The organism is Treponema brennaborense DSM 12168, from assembly GCF_000212415.1.
GTDB classification, from domain to species: Bacteria; Spirochaetota; Spirochaetia; order Treponematales; family Treponemataceae; genus Treponema_F; species Treponema_F brennaborense.
Genome location: NC_015500.1, coordinates 2569612 through 2591496, shown reverse-complemented (window position 1 = coordinate 2591496; position 21885 = coordinate 2569612). Strand labels below are relative to the sequence as shown.

Annotated in this window: 8 protein-coding genes, 1 pseudogene and 2 CRISPR repeat arrays (1 of these 11 only partly in view); of the genes and pseudogenes, 8 read left to right on the top strand and 1 reads right to left on the bottom strand. The window is 49.1% G+C overall.

What is annotated here, in order from left to right:
• Window positions 1–322: 322 nt before the first annotated feature.
• Complete coding sequence (locus TREBR_RS11255) at window positions 323–862, top strand: flavodoxin family protein (protein ID WP_013759296.1); 540 nt, start codon at window positions 323–325, stop codon at window positions 860–862.
• A gap of 174 nt (window positions 863–1036) precedes the next feature.
• Here TREBR_RS11255 and TREBR_RS11250 read toward each other — a convergent pair.
• Window positions 1037–1447 (bottom strand): annotated as a pseudogene (locus TREBR_RS11250) (IS256 family transposase); the annotation flags it as partial.
• A 6-nt stretch (window positions 1448–1453) separates the two neighbouring features.
• Window positions 1454–5904: direct repeats of the CRISPR family, unit length 32 nt; unit sequence GTTTCAATCCACGCTCCCGTGAAGGGAGCGAC.
• A gap of 520 nt (window positions 5905–6424) precedes the next feature.
• Between TREBR_RS11250 and TREBR_RS11245 the strand changes: the two are divergent.
• Genes TREBR_RS11245 through cas2 form a run of 7 tightly spaced genes read left to right on the top strand, consistent with a single transcriptional unit; the run spans window position 6425 to window position 14254 of the window.
• Entirely contained in the window at window positions 6425–8890 is a 2466-nt protein-coding gene (locus TREBR_RS11245; RefSeq protein WP_041610435.1) for a CRISPR-associated endonuclease Cas3'', read from the top strand.
• Window positions 8891–8917: 27 nt separating this feature from the next.
• Window positions 8918–9601, top strand: coding sequence for a type I-C CRISPR-associated protein Cas5c (gene cas5c / locus TREBR_RS11240; RefSeq protein WP_013759294.1), 684 nt, complete (start codon window positions 8918–8920; stop codon window positions 9599–9601).
• The gene (cas8c, locus tag TREBR_RS11235) at window positions 9598–11442 is read left to right on the top strand and encodes a type I-C CRISPR-associated protein Cas8c/Csd1 (protein WP_013759293.1); all 1845 of its coding nucleotides are present in this window, start codon (window positions 9598–9600) and stop codon (window positions 11440–11442) included. The genes cas5c and cas8c overlap by 4 nt, the downstream gene beginning before the upstream one ends.
• Window position 11443: 1 nt before the next feature.
• Window positions 11444–12286: a type I-C CRISPR-associated protein Cas7/Csd2 gene (gene cas7c / locus TREBR_RS11230; protein WP_013759292.1), complete on the top strand. Its 843-nt coding sequence runs from the start codon at window positions 11444–11446 to the stop codon at window positions 12284–12286.
• Between the two features lie 3 nt (window positions 12287–12289).
• Window positions 12290–12934, top strand: a complete 645-nt coding sequence (gene cas4 / locus TREBR_RS11225; protein ID WP_013759291.1) for a CRISPR-associated protein Cas4 — start codon at window positions 12290–12292, stop codon at window positions 12932–12934.
• A complete protein-coding gene (gene cas1c / locus TREBR_RS11220; RefSeq protein WP_013759290.1) occupies window positions 12931–13962 on the top strand; it encodes a type I-C CRISPR-associated endonuclease Cas1c in 1032 nt (343 codons plus the stop codon). Before cas4 ends, cas1c begins: the two co-directional genes overlap by 4 nt.
• 4 nt (window positions 13963–13966) lie before the next feature.
• On the top strand, window positions 13967–14254 hold the full coding sequence (gene cas2, locus TREBR_RS11215; protein ID WP_013759289.1) for a CRISPR-associated endonuclease Cas2: 288 nt from the start codon (window positions 13967–13969) through the stop codon (window positions 14252–14254).
• A 219-nt stretch (window positions 14255–14473) separates the two neighbouring features.
• A CRISPR array of direct repeats spans window positions 14474–21885; the repeat unit is 32 nt; unit sequence GTCGCTCCCTTCACGGGAGCGTGGATTGAAAC (it continues 860 nt past the right edge of the window).

Genomic DNA, 21885 nt, shown 5'->3' with positions numbered 1-21885 from the left:
GACCGCCGTTTTAACACGCTGCTCTCTTGCGCTTTTTAAGCGGGATTTTATCGACGTTGTTACTTTTTTTATGTCGGCGAGTTGCCCATCGATGATAATATCGGGGTTTGGCCATTTAACACCGTATTTGTTGTAGAGTAACCCCAAAAAATTAACTAGGTATAATGTTTATCGCGGGTTTCCGCGTGGATTGAAGGTTGCAGGTTGACCAGAAAAATTAACTAGGTATAATAACCTTTTGTGAAAGTATATCTGAAGAAGCAGCAGGAGTTGTATGCGGCAGATTTGAAAAAGGTGTTATTGGCATAACAAGGAGGTCATCATGAACGCACTTGTAATGAATTGCAGTCCCGTTAAAACCGGAGCCACAGCGGAAATTGTAAAAATAGTATCAGAACAGATGTCGCACAAATACCATACAAAAAGTATATGCATTGATGATTATGATTTTGACTTCTGCAAGGGATGCAGGAGCTGTCATACAACAGCAAAATGTATGCAGCAGGATGATATAGATCTGATCATAAAGGAGTATGAGAGGGCGGACATCCTTGTTTTGGTAGCACCATCCTATTGGGCAGATATTCCGGGTCAATTTAAAGCGTTTATTGACAGATGCACACCTTGGTGCAATACGCATGAACCACATGCTGCTGTCAGTAAAGGGAAAAAAGGTTATGTAATCGCATTACGAACAGGTCCAAGTATCGGAGAATGCAATAGAATTATCGAAAGTATTGAGCATTTCTATGGACATATGGAAATTGCGCGTTGTGGCAGTCTGGGTTTGTGCTCGGTGGAATATAAGGAAGCTGTGGAACAAAGAAAAGAGGAAATTATCGAATTTTGCAATAAACTATAGATCAGGAATGGGACGGATGCACCGGAGGGGCACAGCGACCATAATGGGAAGGAGTTTACTACCAGCAATCATTACGCCGATTGCTGGTAGGTTGAGAAAAAAATATGAGAACAGAAATAACCTTTAGAACATATGCAGGCGGGCGCGAGGAAACGGCGGATTATGCGAAGCTTAAAGTTCTTTTTGTCCGTCCATCCGTATGGCAAGAGCAAGATACACCGCTTTCTTGATGATTTGTCCGTTTTCCCTGATATTAATCCTTATGGCATCGAGAAATAACACAGGGTAAAATGATTCAAGGCTCCGCCCTTTCCATTCATCCAGCATTTCCTTTACTGAATCGGTTACTCTGCTTATTAAATCGGGCGACACATCGATAGCATAAATACCTTTCAGGTGCCCCTGTATTTCCCTCGTTGTCATTCCGCGTGAATACATTGACAGGATTTTATCATCAAAACCCTTAAACTCTTTTTGGTGTTTGGCTATTATCGCCGGTTCAAACTCACCCTGCCGGTCTCGCGGTACCTTGATTTCAAGAATCCCGTCCTCAGTTCTCACCTGCTTGCTGCCGTGCCCGTTTTGTACAGCGTTTCAATCCACGCTCCCGTGAAGGGAGCGACCTCTTTAATCAACTCTGACCAAGTTGACCCTGACGTTTCAATCCACGCTCCCGTGAAGGGAGCGACAGTAAGAGACAAGGAGCAGTACCGAGTTTTCCGTTTCAATCCACGCTCCCGTGAAGGGAGCGACGGGATCTTAACGGCGACTTGTCGGAAATCGAAGTTTCAATCCACGCTCCCGTGAAGGGAGCGACGACCGCGATACGGAGGCTGACGATGATAACCTGTGTTTCAATCCACGCTCCCGTGAAGGGAGCGACTACAATTCCTCTTCCGTTTCTGCGGGGTAAACGTTTCAATCCACGCTCCCGTGAAGGGAGCGACACTTGCAACGGCATTTTCATCAGTTACGCCGTAGTTTCAATCCACGCTCCCGTGAAGGGAGCGACTTTTATGGCTTCGAGAATATCTGCTTTTTTATGTTTCAATCCACGCTCCCGTGAAGGGAGCGACGTTCCCGTGATTTTATAAAACGGGCTGCTCAATGTTTCAATCCACGCTCCCGTGAAGGGAGCGACCGTTCTTGCGGATTATTAGCGCGTTGAACTGCGGTTTCAATCCACGCTCCCGTGAAGGGAGCGACAGCCGCAAAACCTGTAAAATAAAGTTCAGACTGGTTTCAATCCACGCTCCCGTGAAGGGAGCGACATCCAATTGAGCCTCGATACGTTGTCTCAAAAATGTTTCAATCCACGCTCCCGTGAAGGGAGCGACAACAAAAGAAAAAACTTGAGGATCGTTACATCGAGTTTCAATCCACGCTCCCGTGAAGGGAGCGACTTTCCGACGGGTCAACTTTCCCGCCGGGAGAGCGGTTTCAATCCACGCTCCCGTGAAGGGAGCGACGAGGTATTTAAATGAGGTTTAGAAGTCGTCGTAGTTTCAATCCACGCTCCCGTGAAGGGAGCGACAAAGTAGCAGTTAGAAATTGGCACGGCAACGTTGTTTCAATCCACGCTCCCGTGAAGGGAGCGACCGTGTATGGTTGGTTATTATCGTATCGGTATTGTTTCAATCCACGCTCCCGTGAAGGGAGCGACGTTAACGGCAAGAATCTGCGTGTACGTACAAGGTTTCAATCCACGCTCCCGTGAAGGGAGCGACATTATTTCCGTTCGCTTCCAGATACCAAGAGCTGTTTCAATCCACGCTCCCGTGAAGGGAGCGACATTTTGACCAGCTTTTAAAAATGAAAAAAAACAGTTTCAATCCACGCTCCCGTGAAGGGAGCGACACACGCTGCCACTGCGTAAGTAGGCGATACAAAAGTTTCAATCCACGCTCCCGTGAAGGGAGCGACATTTTTTTATATCGGTAATGCCGCAGATCGGTAGTTTCAATCCACGCTCCCGTGAAGGGAGCGACTTGAGAGCGTCGAGAACGCCCCTTCCTTGCGCCGTTTCAATCCACGCTCCCGTGAAGGGAGCGACGCTTTCGTATCTTTCTTTAACCGTTTCTTCTGGTTTCAATCCACGCTCCCGTGAAGGGAGCGACCAAACTGGAAGGCGGTGACTGCTTGAAGCTTATGTTTCAATCCACGCTCCCGTGAAGGGAGCGACTGGAACAAAAACACAACGGCAAAAATGTGTTTGTTTCAATCCACGCTCCCGTGAAGGGAGCGACGTTCGTCCGCTCCGAGTGTTACCGGATAAAATTTTGTTTCAATCCACGCTCCCGTGAAGGGAGCGACCTAATACAATACACAAAACCGGGCTAATATGAGGGTTTCAATCCACGCTCCCGTGAAGGGAGCGACACATCGCTTTTCCGGCGCGACCGACCCACGCGGTTTCAATCCACGCTCCCGTGAAGGGAGCGACGGAACCGGAGCAGGCACCCAGTACTGGGGAGCGTTTCAATCCACGCTCCCGTGAAGGGAGCGACGGCACGTTCTCCCATACCGTCCATGTTGGACTGTTTCAATCCACGCTCCCGTGAAGGGAGCGACGATCGTCCGTTTCCGGTTTATCCGTTTTATCCGGTTTCAATCCACGCTCCCGTGAAGGGAGCGACACGCTGCCACTGCGTAAGTAGGCGATACAAAAGGTTTCAATCCACGCTCCCGTGAAGGGAGCGACTTTAGGTTCATTTGTTATAGAGGTGTATTCAACGTTTCAATCCACGCTCCCGTGAAGGGAGCGACATACAGGGTACAGCGCTTCGCACATTTTTTTACTGTTTCAATCCACGCTCCCGTGAAGGGAGCGACTAATCGGCTGATTTCTTTGCTGCTTTTCAAAATTGTTTCAATCCACGCTCCCGTGAAGGGAGCGACACACGGATAAGTATCGTTAAGAGCACCCATACGTTTCAATCCACGCTCCCGTGAAGGGAGCGACTCATCTTCCTGACATTTGATAAATTAAAAACAGTTTCAATCCACGCTCCCGTGAAGGGAGCGACAATATTGCTATCTTCTAAAAATTCTATTCCAAAAGTTTCAATCCACGCTCCCGTGAAGGGAGCGACTTCTGCAACGAAACATATTGTAACTGCATATCAGTTTCAATCCACGCTCCCGTGAAGGGAGCGACTGGCTATGTAAACTCAAAAGTTGTATTAGGTGTGTTTCAATCCACGCTCCCGTGAAGGGAGCGACTTGAGAGCAGATTATAAAGCTATATTTATTGATGTTTCAATCCACGCTCCCGTGAAGGGAGCGACTTTTCACTGGAAATTTTTATTTAAATATGGATGAGTTTCAATCCACGCTCCCGTGAAGGGAGCGACAGTTATCGCATGACATTAGTTTTAATGAATATATGTTTCAATCCACGCTCCCGTGAAGGGAGCGACACGTTTTTCTTATTATATCGCTCAATAAGAAACGTTTCAATCCACGCTCCCGTGAAGGGAGCGACACTGGATTGAGAATTTAACTATTGACATTGCAAGTTTCAATCCACGCTCCCGTGAAGGGAGCGACATATCGCAAAGTTCAACGGTTTCATATAGAAATGTTTCAATCCACGCTCCCGTGAAGGGAGCGACCAAAAGATTTAAACGAATTTAAACAAAAAACTGGTTTCAATCCACGCTCCCGTGAAGGGAGCGACGGCGTGCCGTACGTAGAGTTCGGGCGCGACATGTTTCAATCCACGCTCCCGTGAAGGGAGCGACAGCAATCGCAGTGTCAAAAAACAAGACAACTGGGTTTCAATCCACGCTCCCGTGAAGGGAGCGACGGTTTGTTTGATATTCCGGGATGTCGCCAAACTGTTTCAATCCACGCTCCCGTGAAGGGAGCGACGCGAATAACACAGCTTCCGTTTCTTAAAGGCGCGTTTCAATCCACGCTCCCGTGAAGGGAGCGACAACGCTTGTTTGCGGATAGGAGCCTGAAAAATGTTTCAATCCACGCTCCCGTGAAGGGAGCGACAGCACTGGGCGCGGTATATACCTATTGCCAGCAGTTTCAATCCACGCTCCCGTGAAGGGAGCGACCATCATCCCGGCACCGTCTAACATTGTATAAATTGTTTCAATCCACGCTCCCGTGAAGGGAGCGACGCACAAAAGCACCAAGCCCAACCAGGATGATAGTTTCAATCCACGCTCCCGTGAAGGGAGCGACATTGCAAACAAGCCCGAACTTTCGCCAGCTGTAGTTTCAATCCACGCTCCCGTGAAGGGAGCGACGTTATTCATACATCGGATTATACTTTTAACGACGTTTCAATCCACGCTCCCGTGAAGGGAGCGACGGCAATACTGCGTTTCCTGTATTCTCGTTCGCAAGTTTCAATCCACGCTCCCGTGAAGGGAGCGACATACAATCGCCCAATATCCCGCAAACAACGGAGTTTCAATCCACGCTCCCGTGAAGGGAGCGACGCGCGATATTTTTCCGAAATACAAAGGGGGGCGGTTTCAATCCACGCTCCCGTGAAGGGAGCGACACTACTGCAAGTATTATCGGTGCAAACTTTACAAGTTTCAATCCACGCTCCCGTGAAGGGAGCGACATGTTTTACCATGAGGACAATGCCGGCAGTAAGTTTCAATCCACGCTCCCGTGAAGGGAGCGACAACCGTTTCCGACAAAACCACGGATACGACTTCGTTTCAATCCACGCTCCCGTGAAGGGAGCGACGGCAATGCCGACTATTCCAACCGCAGCTGAAATGTTTCAATCCACGCTCCCGTGAAGGGAGCGACGACATTGCAATTATCAATAGCGAATTACAAAAAGTTTCAATCCACGCTCCCGTGAAGGGAGCGACCCGCGTAGTAATTGACGCCGGAGACGACTACAGCGTTTCAATCCACGCTCCCGTGAAGGGAGCGACACCGTCGTTACCGATTGCCATTTCACCAGTAAGTTTCAATCCACGCTCCCGTGAAGGGAGCGACCATAGGTGAGGTCTGGAATGTCCGGCTTAATTGGTTTCAATCCACGCTCCCGTGAAGGGAGCGACTCTACGAGTATAACTTATTATAATATATAGAGTCAAATTCTGTATTTCGCGAAAGGGCAAAAATGCGGTTGCAGTGTGCCGTCATAAAAATACGATTGGAATATATTACAGCAAATGGATGAATATTTTGCAAAGGTGACAGTTTTTCGCATGTTTTGAATGCGCGAAAGACACGGTGTTTTCATGTCAGATTGTGTTTCGCGGAAAATCAGAAAAAGCATAATTTCAAACCATACGGAACATTTTCTTTTGGTTGTTGGCATGTCAGCTTTTCAGATACCGGTGTACAGTCGCACTGTAAAAAATGTGATTTCAAGTGTTTTCCACTGTACCGTTTTAAAAAAGTGTCGTATAGTATGTATAGTCGTGTGCTGTTCAGACGAATCGTGCCGCGTGGATTGAAATAGTATGTTGGCTGTATATTTTTTAGTATTTTGGCAGTATAACTTGACAGCCGCCGTATCCGGTGTTATCCTGTATGCATAGGGCATTGAAGCCCATATTATACATTCAGGAGAGGATGTTGTCAGTGGCGGATACGGCGTATGCCCGTTATCGGGCAGAAGATTCGACATATCAACTTTTAAAAGATCATTTGGCAGAAACGGCGGCGCTTGCTTCTCTGTTTTTGGGGAAAATCGATTTATCGGAACTCGGCGTTTTGTGCGGATTGCTGCACGATATCGGAAAAGGCACACCGGTATGGCAGCGCTATTTACGGGAAAACGTCGAAACCACCAATCGGCGTGAGAAAATTCCGCACGCAACGGCCGGCGGTGTGTATGTAGCTCGAAAACTTGCGGGCCGCGACTATGCCGCCGTCAGGGAATTGGTTGCGATGTGCGTCATGTATCATCACGGTTCCGGTTTGCCGGACATGATAACGCAAGACGGCTCTTCTCCGTATCTGACGCGACTGACTGAAAACGGGGATGCGGCCGATGCCGTTCACCCGCCGGAAGAGGCCGAGCGCATCTTGTCTGATTCCGACGTGCTGAAAAAAATAAATCATAGTATCGAAACGTATGTCCGTCGGACAGATTTCGAGACAGGGAAGGTTCTTCCCGCAAAGTCCACTTTTTACGCGGGTCTTTTGGCACGGTATTCGTCGAGCTGCCTTATCGATGCGGACAGAACGAGCAGCGCGCTTTTTGAACGGCACAGTCCGCTGCATGTCCCGTCGTACGAGCGTATTCCCGATTGGCAGCGTTTGCTTGAAAAACTCGAATCACACATTCAAAAATTTCCGGTCGATTCGGATCTCGCCGTGCATCGGAAAGCCGTCTCTCAGCGATGCGCTGAATTCGGTCAAAAACAAAAAGGAATCTACACGTTGTCTGCCGCAACCGGAGCCGGAAAAACGCTTTCTTCGCTCAGATTCGCGCTGACGCACGCGGCAAAACACAAACTCGATCATATTTTCATTATTGCACCGTATACTTCGATCCTCGACCAGAACGCCAAAGTCATACGCGATATATTGGAAAAAGATGAACCGGAAAACAGTATCGTTTTGGAATGTCATTCAAACGTATTGAAAGAAGTCGACGCCGAAGCGCGCATGATGCAAACGCTGCTTGCCGAAACCTGGAACACCCCCGTCGTCATCACGACTATGGTACAGTTTTTGGAATCGCTCTTTGCATCGGGAACGCAAAAAATACGCCGAATGCATCAATTGGCGCGGAGCGTCGTCGTTTTTGACGAGATTCAAACGCTCCCTTCAAAATGTACGTATCTGTTCAACTTCGCCGTACCGTTTTTAGTCGACGTGTGCGGTTCGACGGCGTTATTATGTACCGCGACCCAACCCGCGTTTGAAACGCTGGATAAAACGTACGCGCTGCCGCTCAAGGCCGAGCATGAAATCATTCCCGACATTTTACGCCATTTTACGGAGTTTAAACGGGTCGACGTCATCGATAAAACGGTTCCCGGCGGATACACGGCGCCGGATCTTTGTACTTTTATATTAAACGAACTGAAAACGGTTCGTTCGCTGCTTGTCGTCGTAAATACGAAACCTCAGGCACTTGAATTGTACACGCTGCTGCAATCGGAACCGGATGGGTTTGACGAATCGTATCATTTAAGTACGAATATGTGTCCGGCGCACCGCCGGGCCGTTATCGGGCGAATCAGTGCGGCGCTTACCGCGCGGGAACGGATCATCTGCGTGAGCACGAGGCTTATTGAAGCCGGGATCGATATCAGTTTCGATTGCGCCGTCCGTTTGAATGCGGGAATGGATTCAATCGCTCAAACCGCCGGACGGTGCAACCGGAACGGAACGCTGACGGATGAGGCCGGACATCCGATAAGCGGTAAAACGTATATCGTCAACATGAAAGACGAGCGTCTCGGTTCGCTTGAAGAACTCAAGCTCGGTCAATCCAAAATGGAACGTATCCTGCGCGAATATAAGGACGAACCGGAACGATTCGGCGGCACGCTTCTAAATCCGGAGATTATCAAGCGGTATTTTACGTATTATTTCAGCGATTTACCCGCCGCGACGCTTGCGTACGACGTACGCGGAATTCGCCGTGATACTCTTGTAGATTTGCTTTCAACCAATAAAGAAAGTAAGGCCGCGTTTCTGCGCTGTGATCAGTTTCCCAAAGAAATGCTGCCGGTGTTCCGGCAGGCATTTAAAACGGCATGGGAAAAGTTTGAAGTTATAGAAGACAATACGGTCGGCGTTATCGTTCCGTACGGGGAGGGCGAACGGATTATCGGCAAATTGCTTTCCCTTGAATTGCGTTCGGCGGACGACTATAAACGATGTTACCGGCTGCTCGAAAAAGCGCAGCAGTATACGGTCAACGTATTTTATACGCAGCTGCCGGAATACCTTGAAAAACAATGTGTTCGGGAAATATCGCTTTCGGAAAATACGTCGATTTACGTTGCAATAGACGGATATTATGACTGTGGAACGGGTTTTGCCGAAAGATTTTCGGGCGCTGCCTGTTTGGTACATTAGTATACATCAAAGGAGGGATTCGGCTGCATGGAAAACAGCATTGAATATTGTGTCGAAGGACGGTACGCGTTGTTTACCGATCCGGTTACGCGAATCGGCGGAGAAAAATCGTCGTATTTGGTTCCGACGTACGAAGCGTTAAAAGGCGTTACCGGCTCGATATATTGGAAGCCGACGTTTACCTGGATCATCGATTCGGTCAGAATTATGAACAAAATCAGAACGGAATCGAAAAGTATCAAGCCGCTCAAATACAACGGCGGAAACGATCTTGCCATTTATACGTATCTGAAAGACGTGTCGTATCAGGTAAAAGCGCATTTTGAATGGAATATGAACCGGCCCGATTTGAAACAAGATCGAAACGAAGACAAGCATTTTCAGGTAGCACATCGTATGCTGAAAAAAGGCGGACGCAGGGATATTTTCCTGGGTGCGCGGGAATGTCAAGGATACGTCGAACCGTGCCGATTCGGTTCGGGAGAAAGCGTGTACGATACGGATGAATCGTTTTCATACGGAATGATGTTTCACGGGTTCGATTATCCCGACGAGCAGGAAAAAGCTATGCTTTCCGCCCGTTTTTGGCTTGCCCAAATGAAAAACGGAATCATTACTTTTCCCCGTCCGGAAGCCTGCACTATCCGTCGGGACATCCGGCCGATGCAGATGAACTCGCTGAACGTAAACACGGCGGAGGTAATCGAATGAGTTGGATAACCGAATTGCGCGATGTGTACGATGCGGTTGCCGGCGGCGGCAGTTCCGCGGATTCAAAGCCGCTGCCGTTGTATCACATTCAGAATAACGCGCAAATTACCGTCGTACTCGACGGTGAAGGCAATTTCAGAGCGGCGAAACTGATTGATCCGAAAGACAGAAAAGAGCGGGCCACCTGTATGCCGTGTACGGAAAAAAGTGCGGCACGGACGGCGTCGATTGCGCCGTATCCGTTGTGCGATAAATTTGAATACGTGGCGGGCGATTACGGGCGATATTCGGACGGAAAAAATCTTTCGGAAAAAAACGGTGAGTTTCTGACACAACTCGAAGGATGGTGCCGTTCGCCGTTTTCGGATCCGAAAATCGAAAGCATCTTTGCGTACGTAAAAAAAGGAACGCTCATTACCGATTTGATAGAAAAGGCACGGCTTTTTTCTCTTGATGAAAAAGGAAACCTTGCCGAAGAATTGACCGATTTCATTCGTTGGGAAGTGGAACTGCCGGGCGATCCTGTTTCTGCCGTCTGGAAAGATACCTCGCTGCAGAGTAAATGGGTTCGGTATTACGAATCGCTCGGTGAATGTCGGGCTCTCTGCTATGCCTGCGGAAAAGACGCCGTTATACTCGATTTACATCCCGCAAAACTGCGCAATTCCGGCGACAAAGCCAAAATCATTTCCGCAAACGACGATCAGAACTTTACGTTCCGCGGTCGATTTCACACGGCGCAGGAAGCGTGTCAAATCAGTGCGGACGTGTCCTTTAAAGCGCACAACGCGCTGCGCTGGCTTATCGAAAAACAGGGAACTCGCGTGGGGGACGGCTTGACGTTCGTGGAATGGAGTGCGGCGGGAAATGTGCCGCCGCCGGTACTTTGCGGCGGGCTCGATCTGTATGGTGACGAAGACGTCGAATATACGACGGACGCCGCGTTCGCTTCCGCCGTAAACCGCAGTCTGCACGGTTATTACGCGGATATCCGGAATCCCGGTAAGAATATGATTATGGGAATAAACGCGGCGACTCCCGGACGGATGTCGATCGTTTTATATCGGGAAATCGCACAGACGGATTTTATTGATATGCTGAACGTCTGGCACTCCGGTTTGGCGTGGTTTTATACGTATTGGAAAAGAGATACTGCGGATCCGAAGGTTGGGTGCGTGATTTCGACGATCAGTTCGCCGTCTCCGAAAGAAATTGCAAAAGCCGCATACGGAGAGCGTATAAAACCCAAGCAGGAAGAAAAAACGGTTGAAAGGCTCGTGTCCTGCATTCTCGATCGGAAACCGATTCCGAAAGAAATCGAACGGCGTTGCGTTTGCCGTGCGTCGAAGTTAGCGCTGTACAAAAAGGGTTTTGAAAGGGATCAGGTTTTGAATACCGCCTGCGCGGTGTATAAATACAATCACACAGTGGAGGGATATACAGTGGCTCTGGAAGAAAACAGAACGGATAGGGACTATCTGTACGGCAGATTGCTCGCCGCAGCAGATGCCGTAGAACGGAGTGTGTTGAAGAAAATGGGAGCGGAGCGGGATACCAACGCGATGCGGTATTTACAGCGTTTCGCTGCGCGCCCGGCTTCAACATGGAAAATGCTGTACGAAAAATTAATTCCGTATAAACGGCAGTTGGAACCCGGATTACGTAATTGGTTTGAAGGCCGTATCAGGGATATTACCGTTTTATTCGTTGCCGACGATTATATTTCGGACGCGCCGTTATCGGGGGAATATTTGTTGGGCTTTCAATGCCAATCGAAAGATTTTTATGTGAAGAAAAACGATGCCGACTCAAAAACGGTAACAATGGAAACGGAGGAATAAGATGGCTGTACTTGAAAACAAAATCGATTTTGCGCTGGTGTTCAGTGTGAAGAATGCGAATCCGAACGGAGACCCGCTGAGTGAAAACATGCCGCGTACGACGCTTGAAGGCTACAGTGAAGTTTCCGACGTGTGCCTGAAACGCAAGATACGGAATCGGCTCCTGGAAGCCGGAAATCCGATTTTCGTTCAATCCGACGATAACCGTGTAGATGAATACCGTTCGCTTTTAAATAGGGCGAAAGGAGTGTTGGGAAACGCGGCCAAATCGGAAGACGAGCTGAGAAAAAAATCGTGCGAAACCTGGCTCGACGTGCGCAGTTTCGGTCAGGTGTTCGCCTATAAAGGCGATGATAAAACCGGTATATCAGTCGGCATACGCGGTCCCGTTTCGATTCAGTCCGCGTTCAGCGTGACGCCGGTAAACGTGACGAGTATGCAGATTACTAAAAGCGTCAGCGGAGAAGGCGACGGAAGCAAACGCGGTTCGGATACGATGGGTATGAAACATCGCGTCGATTTCGGTTTATACGTAACGTACGGCAGTATCAATCCGCAGCTTGCGGAAAAAACCGGATTTTCCGCTGAAGACGCGGAACAGATAAAGAACGCACTGCTGCATATTTTTGACAACGACGCGTCGTCCGCCCGTCCGGAAGGCAGCATGGAAGTGATCAGCGTGTACTGGTGGAAGCACAATTGCAAATCGGGACAATATTCCGCGGCGAAAGTTCACCGTTCGCTGCGGATAACCGCGAAAACGGCAAATCCGAAAGCCGCGGACGATTTCGATATCATCGTAGACTCGCTCGACGGATTGAAACCGGAAATCTTGAGTTTCTGACCTATGTACGCAGAAGAAGCTTATTTGCCGCTTTCGGGCATTCAGCATTATCGGTTTTGCGTGCGGCAGTGTGCGTTCATTCATATGGAACAGCTGTGGACGGAAAATTTTTTTACCGCACACGGGCGAGTTCTGCACGAACGCGTACACGCCGCGTCGAGTGAATCGCGCGGCCGGATTCGCACGGAGCGGGGCCTGCGAATAGCTTCTTCTGCGCTCGGTCTTATCGGTCAGACTGATGCCGTTGAATTTTCCGCGGACGGTACGGTGTGTCCGGTTGAATATAAACGCGGAACGATAAAAACAGATACAACCGATCGCGTGCAGCTGTGTGCTCAAGCGATTTGTCTTGAAGAAATGCTCGGTATCGGAATTGAAAGGGGCTTTCTGTTTTATGATAAGATAAAAAAACGGGAAGAAGTCTTTTTTACGGAAGAACTTCGTGCGGAAACGCACTGTTTGGCGGATCGTTTTCATCAGCTTATTGCAAGTAAAACGGTTCCGCCTGCTGACTACGATAAGCGGTGCGAAAGCTGTTCGTTTATAGACAGTTGTTTTCCCGACACCGCCGGTCGGCGTAAGTCCGTATCTGCATACGTACGCAAAATGTTCGCACAGGATATATCGCCCGATCCGGAGGATGCATGAAGCGATTTTTGAACACACTTTACGTAACGACGCCGAAGACGTATTTACGGAAAAAAGGTGAAACGGTTGCCGTTATCCGTGAAAAACAGACGATTGCAAGAATACCGCTGATCACACTGGACGGAATAGTGTGCTACGGAAACGTGCTGGTAAGTCCGTTTCTTTTGGGAGCCTGTCCCGAGTATAATATTTCGGTCAGTTTCCTCGGTATGAGCGGAGAATTTTTGGCTCGGTCTCAGGGGCCTGTTGCCGGAAACGTCTTGTTGCGTAAAGAACAATACCGTATATCAGATTCGGAAGAAAGGTCTGCAAATCTTGCGAAGTTTTTTCTTATAGGTAAAATCGGGAACCAACGGACGGTTTTGCAGCGGGCACTCCGAGATCATTCGGATAAAATGGATACGGAGCGTGTACAGGCTGTCGTTCGGTTCTTGGAGAGCGCCGTACCGCAGCTTGAGCGGGAAACGGATCTTGATACGATCAGAGGCATTGAAGGAGACGCTGCGCGCAGATATTTTTCCGTATTCGATCAGCTTATTTTGAGTTCCGATCCCGGATTTGCGTTTGAAGATCGGAACCGACGTCCGCCGCGGGATCCGGTAAACGCATTGCTGTCGTATACGTATACGCTGTTATATCACGATATGCGTTCAGCTCTTGAATGCAGCGGACTTGATCCGGCGGTTGGTTTTCTGCATCGCGATCGGCCGGGGCGTCTCAGCCTTGCGTTGGATTTAATGGAAGAATTTCGTCCTTTTTTTGCAGATAGACTGGTATTGTCGCTCATCAATAAAAAAATCATAACCGCATCCGATTTTGAAACGACTGCTTCCGGCGCCGTATTGATGAACGATGCGGCGCGCAAGAATCTCATTCAGGCATATCAGAAACGCAAAGAAGGCGTCGTTATGCATCCGTACGTTGCGAAGAAAATGCATATTGCAATACTGTTTCAGGTGCAAGCACAGTTGCTCGCCAGATATATCCGGGGTGATATAGACGGGTATCCGGTTTATTTATGGAGATAACGATATGATGATGCTCGTCAGCTACGACGTGGCAAAAGACGAAAACGGAGCGCGGCGGTTGCGGCGGGTGGCAAAATTATGCGAAGATTTCGGTCAGCGCGTTCAGTATTCGGTTTTTGAATGTTTGGTCGATCCTGCGCAATGGATTGAGCTGAAATCCAAATTATGTAAGGAAATTAATCCCGAATTCGATAGTCTGCGTTTTTATCATTTGGGGGCGAATTGGCAGGCGAAAATGGAACACGTCGGAGCAAAGAAATCGGTTGATCCGCAAGATGTTCTATTATTCTGAACGAAAAATCAATGCGCGAATCCCGATCTGCCATGAACATTCCGTTACTTTCGCGCATGTAAAATATGCGAAATAACGTATTATTTGCGAGATATGCATATCCTTTTTTCTCGTTTGTGCGTCGCTTCTTCCTTTTATTGATAAACGGACTTGTTCCCGCTCTCCATTCGCGCAAACCGGGATTTGACTCCATATATTATAATAAGTTATACTCGTAGAGTCGCTCCCTTCACGGGAGCGTGGATTGAAACTTCTGCCATTTGTTCAATCTCCTTTTCTTCCGGGTCGCTCCCTTCACGGGAGCGTGGATTGAAACAGGTGAGGAATATTTCAAAGGACTCACCGCCGAGTCGCTCCCTTCACGGGAGCGTGGATTGAAACACGTCTGACTGTGGGAACTGCGACGCGCGACACGTCGCTCCCTTCACGGGAGCGTGGATTGAAACAAAACGTATGTTGGGAAAATCTAGCACTAAAAGTCGCTCCCTTCACGGGAGCGTGGATTGAAACACCTCCCGACCCCGAACTGTCACCACGTCCAGGTCGCTCCCTTCACGGGAGCGTGGATTGAAACAGGATTGTCAAAACAAGAACGCCGCCGAATGTTGTCGCTCCCTTCACGGGAGCGTGGATTGAAACGCATAAATGGCGCTGTTATTGTCGCAATTTCTCGTCGCTCCCTTCACGGGAGCGTGGATTGAAACTTCAACCGTCATTTCGTTTATCTTTTTTTTAAGTCGCTCCCTTCACGGGAGCGTGGATTGAAACGTCAAATACGATTCCATACGGGAGCATTTCGGGTCGCTCCCTTCACGGGAGCGTGGATTGAAACGGGTCTGCCGTTCTCGCTTTGTATTGATGCCGGGTCGCTCCCTTCACGGGAGCGTGGATTGAAACTCCGTCGGGTGCGTATAATGATACCGAACCGGCGTCGCTCCCTTCACGGGAGCGTGGATTGAAACCGGGAGAAGTACGCGAGCGTCCCAAATCGGAGCAGTCGCTCCCTTCACGGGAGCGTGGATTGAAACTCGAGCGCGGCAATTGCACCGGTTTGGATGTTATGTCGCTCCCTTCACGGGAGCGTGGATTGAAACAAAGATAATTGATATTGCGCGTTCAAGTTTTGAGTCGCTCCCTTCACGGGAGCGTGGATTGAAACTTTTGTATCTACCGCGCCGTTGAAAATTACTCTAGTCGCTCCCTTCACGGGAGCGTGGATTGAAACGGTTACGACGGGCTAAAAGGGAAATCGATTTTTGTCGCTCCCTTCACGGGAGCGTGGATTGAAACGATGTTATCGGGGATTTTGCCCGCCAAAAATTCGGGTCGCTCCCTTCACGGGAGCGTGGATTGAAACTGTGATTGTTTTTTTTACAATTTCCATGCCGAGTCGCTCCCTTCACGGGAGCGTGGATTGAAACCATCCACGACCCGCTCGCCACGGTCCGCAAGGGTCGCTCCCTTCACGGGAGCGTGGATTGAAACTGCAATTTTAAAAAAAGACGTGTTAATGGGCGGTCGCTCCCTTCACGGGAGCGTGGATTGAAACGGTGTAGCACGGGAAAACGACGCCGAACGATACGTCGCTCCCTTCACGGGAGCGTGGATTGAAACATTGATGACAGGTCAAAAGCCATGCCGCAGCGCTGTCGCTCCCTTCACGGGAGCGTGGATTGAAACAAAATTGACGGGGTTACGTATAGGCAAAATAATGTCGCTCCCTTCACGGGAGCGTGGATTGAAACTAAGGCCGCTCCGGGTATCGGCCTTATCACGTTCGTCGCTCCCTTCACGGGAGCGTGGATTGAAACTTTGATTATGTCGGACGTTTGACCGCCTGACGGTCGCTCCCTTCACGGGAGCGTGGATTGAAACTATCTCCCATTTTGCGAATTCCGTGATATCTCGTCGCTCCCTTCACGGGAGCGTGGATTGAAACGCTTTTCCCGCGGAAATTTCAAAATCACCCTTGTCGCTCCCTTCACGGGAGCGTGGATTGAAACTCTGTGAATTTGCCGGATCAGCCGAAGACTGGGAAGTCGCTCCCTTCACGGGAGCGTGGATTGAAACGTCGATTTTTACACCTTTGAGCGATTCAAAATGTCGCTCCCTTCACGGGAGCGTGGATTGAAACAGACTAGGAAAGCGAAACGAACCCCGCCGCTGCTGTCGCTCCCTTCACGGGAGCGTGGATTGAAACCACGCGTCAGCCTGTTGTGATTTCTGAGGTTTGTCGCTCCCTTCACGGGAGCGTGGATTGAAACCGACATGGGTCGGCCGTGCAGGAAAAGCGATGTGTCGCTCCCTTCACGGGAGCGTGGATTGAAACACGACCTGCGGCATGTCGTCGTTAATACAGTCGTCGCTCCCTTCACGGGAGCGTGGATTGAAACTCACGATACTGAATCTATTAATAAGGATATTGAAGTCGCTCCCTTCACGGGAGCGTGGATTGAAACAATAATCTTGTGGTTTAAATATTCATACTTAAAGTCGCTCCCTTCACGGGAGCGTGGATTGAAACATTTTTGTTTCCTTTGAATACTATATGGCATAGTCGCTCCCTTCACGGGAGCGTGGATTGAAACGCATTTGATTTTCACACCATCACTACGAACTATGTCGCTCCCTTCACGGGAGCGTGGATTGAAACTTCGTTCTCAATTACGTGTATCCTTGCTTTGTTGTCGCTCCCTTCACGGGAGCGTGGATTGAAACTAAATAAATGACTATTGAACTCAAATTCTGTTGTCGCTCCCTTCACGGGAGCGTGGATTGAAACCGCCATTGTTAACCCACCAATTCTATGCATTAGTCGCTCCCTTCACGGGAGCGTGGATTGAAACGTCTACATAGTTGTGCCGTGTTGCAGGCAGTACGGTCGCTCCCTTCACGGGAGCGTGGATTGAAACACAGACATTAGAAACGAACTTTTTCATAAAAGGTCGCTCCCTTCACGGGAGCGTGGATTGAAACTCTATATAAAATAACATTAAATCTCAATTAAAAAAGTCGCTCCCTTCACGGGAGCGTGGATTGAAACTCAAGCTCTATATCATAAACGAACCCGCTATGCTGTCGCTCCCTTCACGGGAGCGTGGATTGAAACATATACATCAGATATGAAGTCCTCTTTTTGAATGTCGCTCCCTTCACGGGAGCGTGGATTGAAACTTCCCATTGGGGTTCCACCTGCACCAAAAATATGTCGCTCCCTTCACGGGAGCGTGGATTGAAACAAAAACAGAAAATTAAATGATTGGTTTAATGAGTCGCTCCCTTCACGGGAGCGTGGATTGAAACACAAGAGTTAATTGGAATTAAACAATGAAAATAATTGTCGCTCCCTTCACGGGAGCGTGGATTGAAACAACCTGCGGCGGCAGCGGCTCTTTGTACTTGCTGTCGCTCCCTTCACGGGAGCGTGGATTGAAACGCTCCGGTATATAATCGGGCGTTCAAATCTATAGTCGCTCCCTTCACGGGAGCGTGGATTGAAACACTCCAGTTAAATTGATTACGCAGACGGGTGCGGTCGCTCCCTTCACGGGAGCGTGGATTGAAACAAAAATGCGACAATCGGCGAGATATGCGCATTAGTCGCTCCCTTCACGGGAGCGTGGATTGAAACACAACCAGCTTTACTGTGCCGTCGTCCAATTTGTCGCTCCCTTCACGGGAGCGTGGATTGAAACAGGGTCTGCCGTGCTTTCGGGGTTAACAATTAGTCGCTCCCTTCACGGGAGCGTGGATTGAAACCAAGAAGCCTAAGGTTTTCAATTTTTAAGCAACGTCGCTCCCTTCACGGGAGCGTGGATTGAAACTATAATTAAAGGAAATGATTTTGAAGAGATTGGTCGCTCCCTTCACGGGAGCGTGGATTGAAACTATAAACAATAACTTACCATCTCTTTATTCAAGTCGCTCCCTTCACGGGAGCGTGGATTGAAACAATTTCAAAACTCATACTAGCACCTCAATCATGTCGCTCCCTTCACGGGAGCGTGGATTGAAACTAAATTTTTTATACTCAAGTAGATACTTGACAAGTCGCTCCCTTCACGGGAGCGTGGATTGAAACTTGAGATTTCGGATACATATGTCTAAATACATATGTCGCTCCCTTCACGGGAGCGTGGATTGAAACATCAATCCAAGTTTTATTTTCTTGTTGTTTATGTCGCTCCCTTCACGGGAGCGTGGATTGAAACATAAATATATAGTTATTTTATTTCTCACGTTAAGTCGCTCCCTTCACGGGAGCGTGGATTGAAACCGTTGAGAAAATTATTATTGCCCGACAAATAAAGTCGCTCCCTTCACGGGAGCGTGGATTGAAACAATTACTATAGTTCCTGCTCTCCAAACAATAAGTCGCTCCCTTCACGGGAGCGTGGATTGAAACTCAATAATGATATTATTAAATCTCTGAGTTGTGTCGCTCCCTTCACGGGAGCGTGGATTGAAACTTCTAGACAATATGAATATTTTAAAATAAAATTGTCGCTCCCTTCACGGGAGCGTGGATTGAAACAGACTATTCAAAAAGTGTTTGATATGATTAAAGTCGCTCCCTTCACGGGAGCGTGGATTGAAACATTTATGGATATGCGAAAAATTAAAGATCAGCTGTCGCTCCCTTCACGGGAGCGTGGATTGAAACTTCTTGATCTAAATGCATTGACTAATTGTCCTGGTCGCTCCCTTCACGGGAGCGTGGATTGAAACGATATTAGAAATCATATCATTTAACAGAGTTTGGTCGCTCCCTTCACGGGAGCGTGGATTGAAACTTATAATGGTTTTGACGTTAATTTTTTTGCAAAGTCGCTCCCTTCACGGGAGCGTGGATTGAAACTTACCTTGATGATCGTATTCTATTGATTGAATGTCGCTCCCTTCACGGGAGCGTGGATTGAAACTTGGTTCTATTGTATCTATTTCTCTTGCAATAAGTCGCTCCCTTCACGGGAGCGTGGATTGAAACGGAGTTAGGTTATCAAGGTCTTTTAGGCCGTGCGTCGCTCCCTTCACGGGAGCGTGGATTGAAACAGACGTCTTCGACTGATGGTGTAAGCCCTCAAGGGTCGCTCCCTTCACGGGAGCGTGGATTGAAACCGGCGGAGTGGTTGACACCACTCCTGCGTTACTAGTCGCTCCCTTCACGGGAGCGTGGATTGAAACCACATATTTATACTCAAGTTTACAGGATTAATAGTCGCTCCCTTCACGGGAGCGTGGATTGAAACTGAGATTGGTGAGTTTGGAATTGGTGATATAGCTGTCGCTCCCTTCACGGGAGCGTGGATTGAAACAGGGTCGCTTAGATGAGTATCGCACCTCTCTTGTCGCTCCCTTCACGGGAGCGTGGATTGAAACGATACAGATCTCGAAAAGCATGATGCTGAGGAGTCGCTCCCTTCACGGGAGCGTGGATTGAAACATCGCCGCGAATCTTATGCCCGCGCGCGATGAGTCGCTCCCTTCACGGGAGCGTGGATTGAAACTGCCGGTAACGCTTGAAATGCTCCGCCTCGGATGTCGCTCCCTTCACGGGAGCGTGGATTGAAACACAAAAAGGGCTAAAATGGTTTTTAAACAATATGTCGCTCCCTTCACGGGAGCGTGGATTGAAACGGGCGACGCTAACAGTATAAAATACTGCAAGGCCGTCGCTCCCTTCACGGGAGCGTGGATTGAAACAAAAAAAGCGGCCGAGATTGCAACACTGGCACGTCGCTCCCTTCACGGGAGCGTGGATTGAAACAGCTGTATAACGTCGCGAGTGTCGCGTGGATTGGTCGCTCCCTTCACGGGAGCGTGGATTGAAACGGTACCCGTCGACGGCGATAGTGTCGGCGCAAGTCGCTCCCTTCACGGGAGCGTGGATTGAAACTTTTTTTGTAACAGTTATTTTCCCGAGACAATTCGTCGCTCCCTTCACGGGAGCGTGGATTGAAACTCTTTTGCCACCTGCCAACGTAGTCAATCAAAGTCGCTCCCTTCACGGGAGCGTGGATTGAAACGTTTGAGCAAAAATAAGTTGTTTATTTATTGCTGTCGCTCCCTTCACGGGAGCGTGGATTGAAACCGCCAAAAGGTATTGAGCATTATTAACGGATAGGTCGCTCCCTTCACGGGAGCGTGGATTGAAACGTATCATGTTTGTCTCTTTGTCCACGGGTCTCGTCGCTCCCTTCACGGGAGCGTGGATTGAAACTCTTTTTAGTTGTCTGCGTGTGCGCTGACATAGTGTCGCTCCCTTCACGGGAGCGTGGATTGAAACTACACCCAACTCTTTACACACCGCAAGATATAGTCGCTCCCTTCACGGGAGCGTGGATTGAAACACAAGGGACGCGGCCGCTTCTTTTTTTGTAACGTCGCTCCCTTCACGGGAGCGTGGATTGAAACAGCACGACCTCATACATAGCAGTTGCGAGCGTAGTCGCTCCCTTCACGGGAGCGTGGATTGAAACTGGTCGGCTCCGTATGCCTTTCAGTCGCCGTTGTCGCTCCCTTCACGGGAGCGTGGATTGAAACCTAAAACATTAGCAGCCTGTCTAAGAAAACCAAGTCGCTCCCTTCACGGGAGCGTGGATTGAAACAGTGCGGCCGAAATCTCTGTTTCTTCAAACACGTCGCTCCCTTCACGGGAGCGTGGATTGAAACCTGTAAGCGTTCCGACTGTTGCATTTTTTGCAGGTCGCTCCCTTCACGGGAGCGTGGATTGAAACAACATCGGGTCAAAACAGAGTTTACACGGCGGGTCGCTCCCTTCACGGGAGCGTGGATTGAAACGATTCAAGGGTGAGCAGGTATATTTTATTGATGTCGCTCCCTTCACGGGAGCGTGGATTGAAACAGCATAAAAAACCGGCAAGATCGTTTCTATGGGGTCGCTCCCTTCACGGGAGCGTGGATTGAAACAAAATTTTATCCGGTAACACTCGGAGCGGACGAGTCGCTCCCTTCACGGGAGCGTGGATTGAAACGGGGAGCCGTACGGAGCACGAAAGCCCGGAAGGTCGCTCCCTTCACGGGAGCGTGGATTGAAACGATGTCGGGGATAACAAGGGATTCGGCAAAGTCTGTCGCTCCCTTCACGGGAGCGTGGATTGAAACTTTTTGACGTTGGAAACGACACTGATCGCGTCGTCGCTCCCTTCACGGGAGCGTGGATTGAAACCAAAATTTCGCGCAATTGTTTTGTTAAGCCGGCGGTCGCTCCCTTCACGGGAGCGTGGATTGAAACTTTTTTCTCTCGGCCGATATATTGTTTAAAAACGTCGCTCCCTTCACGGGAGCGTGGATTGAAACAAAATTTGATTTACTTGTTACGGTTGCTACAAAGTCGCTCCCTTCACGGGAGCGTGGATTGAAACAACGTCCTTGATTAACTGATCACGCTTAGCGCGTCGCTCCCTTCACGGGAGCGTGGATTGAAACCGCCTTGTGTGTCGGAAAAAACAAGGGCGTTTTGTCGCTCCCTTCACGGGAGCGTGGATTGAAACCAACGAATTTTAGAAGATCTAAAAATAAATCAGTCGCTCCCTTCACGGGAGCGTGGATTGAAACGACTTACACAGGGGAAACAGGTCTTGACGGGTAGTCGCTCCCTTCACGGGAGC

Coding starts and splice junctions, on each gene's coding strand:
- cas7c (WP_013759292.1), top strand. CDS start 11,444: ATGGCTGTACTTGAAAACAAAATCGATTTTGCGCTGGTGTTCAGTGTG.
- TREBR_RS11255 (WP_013759296.1), top strand. CDS start 323: ATGAACGCACTTGTAATGAATTGCAGTCCCGTTAAAACCGGAGCCACA.
- cas1c (WP_013759290.1), top strand. CDS start 12,931: ATGAAGCGATTTTTGAACACACTTTACGTAACGACGCCGAAGACGTAT.
- TREBR_RS11245 (WP_041610435.1), top strand. CDS start 6,425: ATGTTGTCAGTGGCGGATACGGCGTATGCCCGTTATCGGGCAGAAGAT.
- cas2 (WP_013759289.1), top strand. CDS start 13,967: ATGATGATGCTCGTCAGCTACGACGTGGCAAAAGACGAAAACGGAGCG.
- cas8c (WP_013759293.1), top strand. CDS start 9,598: ATGAGTTGGATAACCGAATTGCGCGATGTGTACGATGCGGTTGCCGGC.
- cas4 (WP_013759291.1), top strand. CDS start 12,290: ATGTACGCAGAAGAAGCTTATTTGCCGCTTTCGGGCATTCAGCATTAT.
- cas5c (WP_013759294.1), top strand. CDS start 8,918: ATGGAAAACAGCATTGAATATTGTGTCGAAGGACGGTACGCGTTGTTT.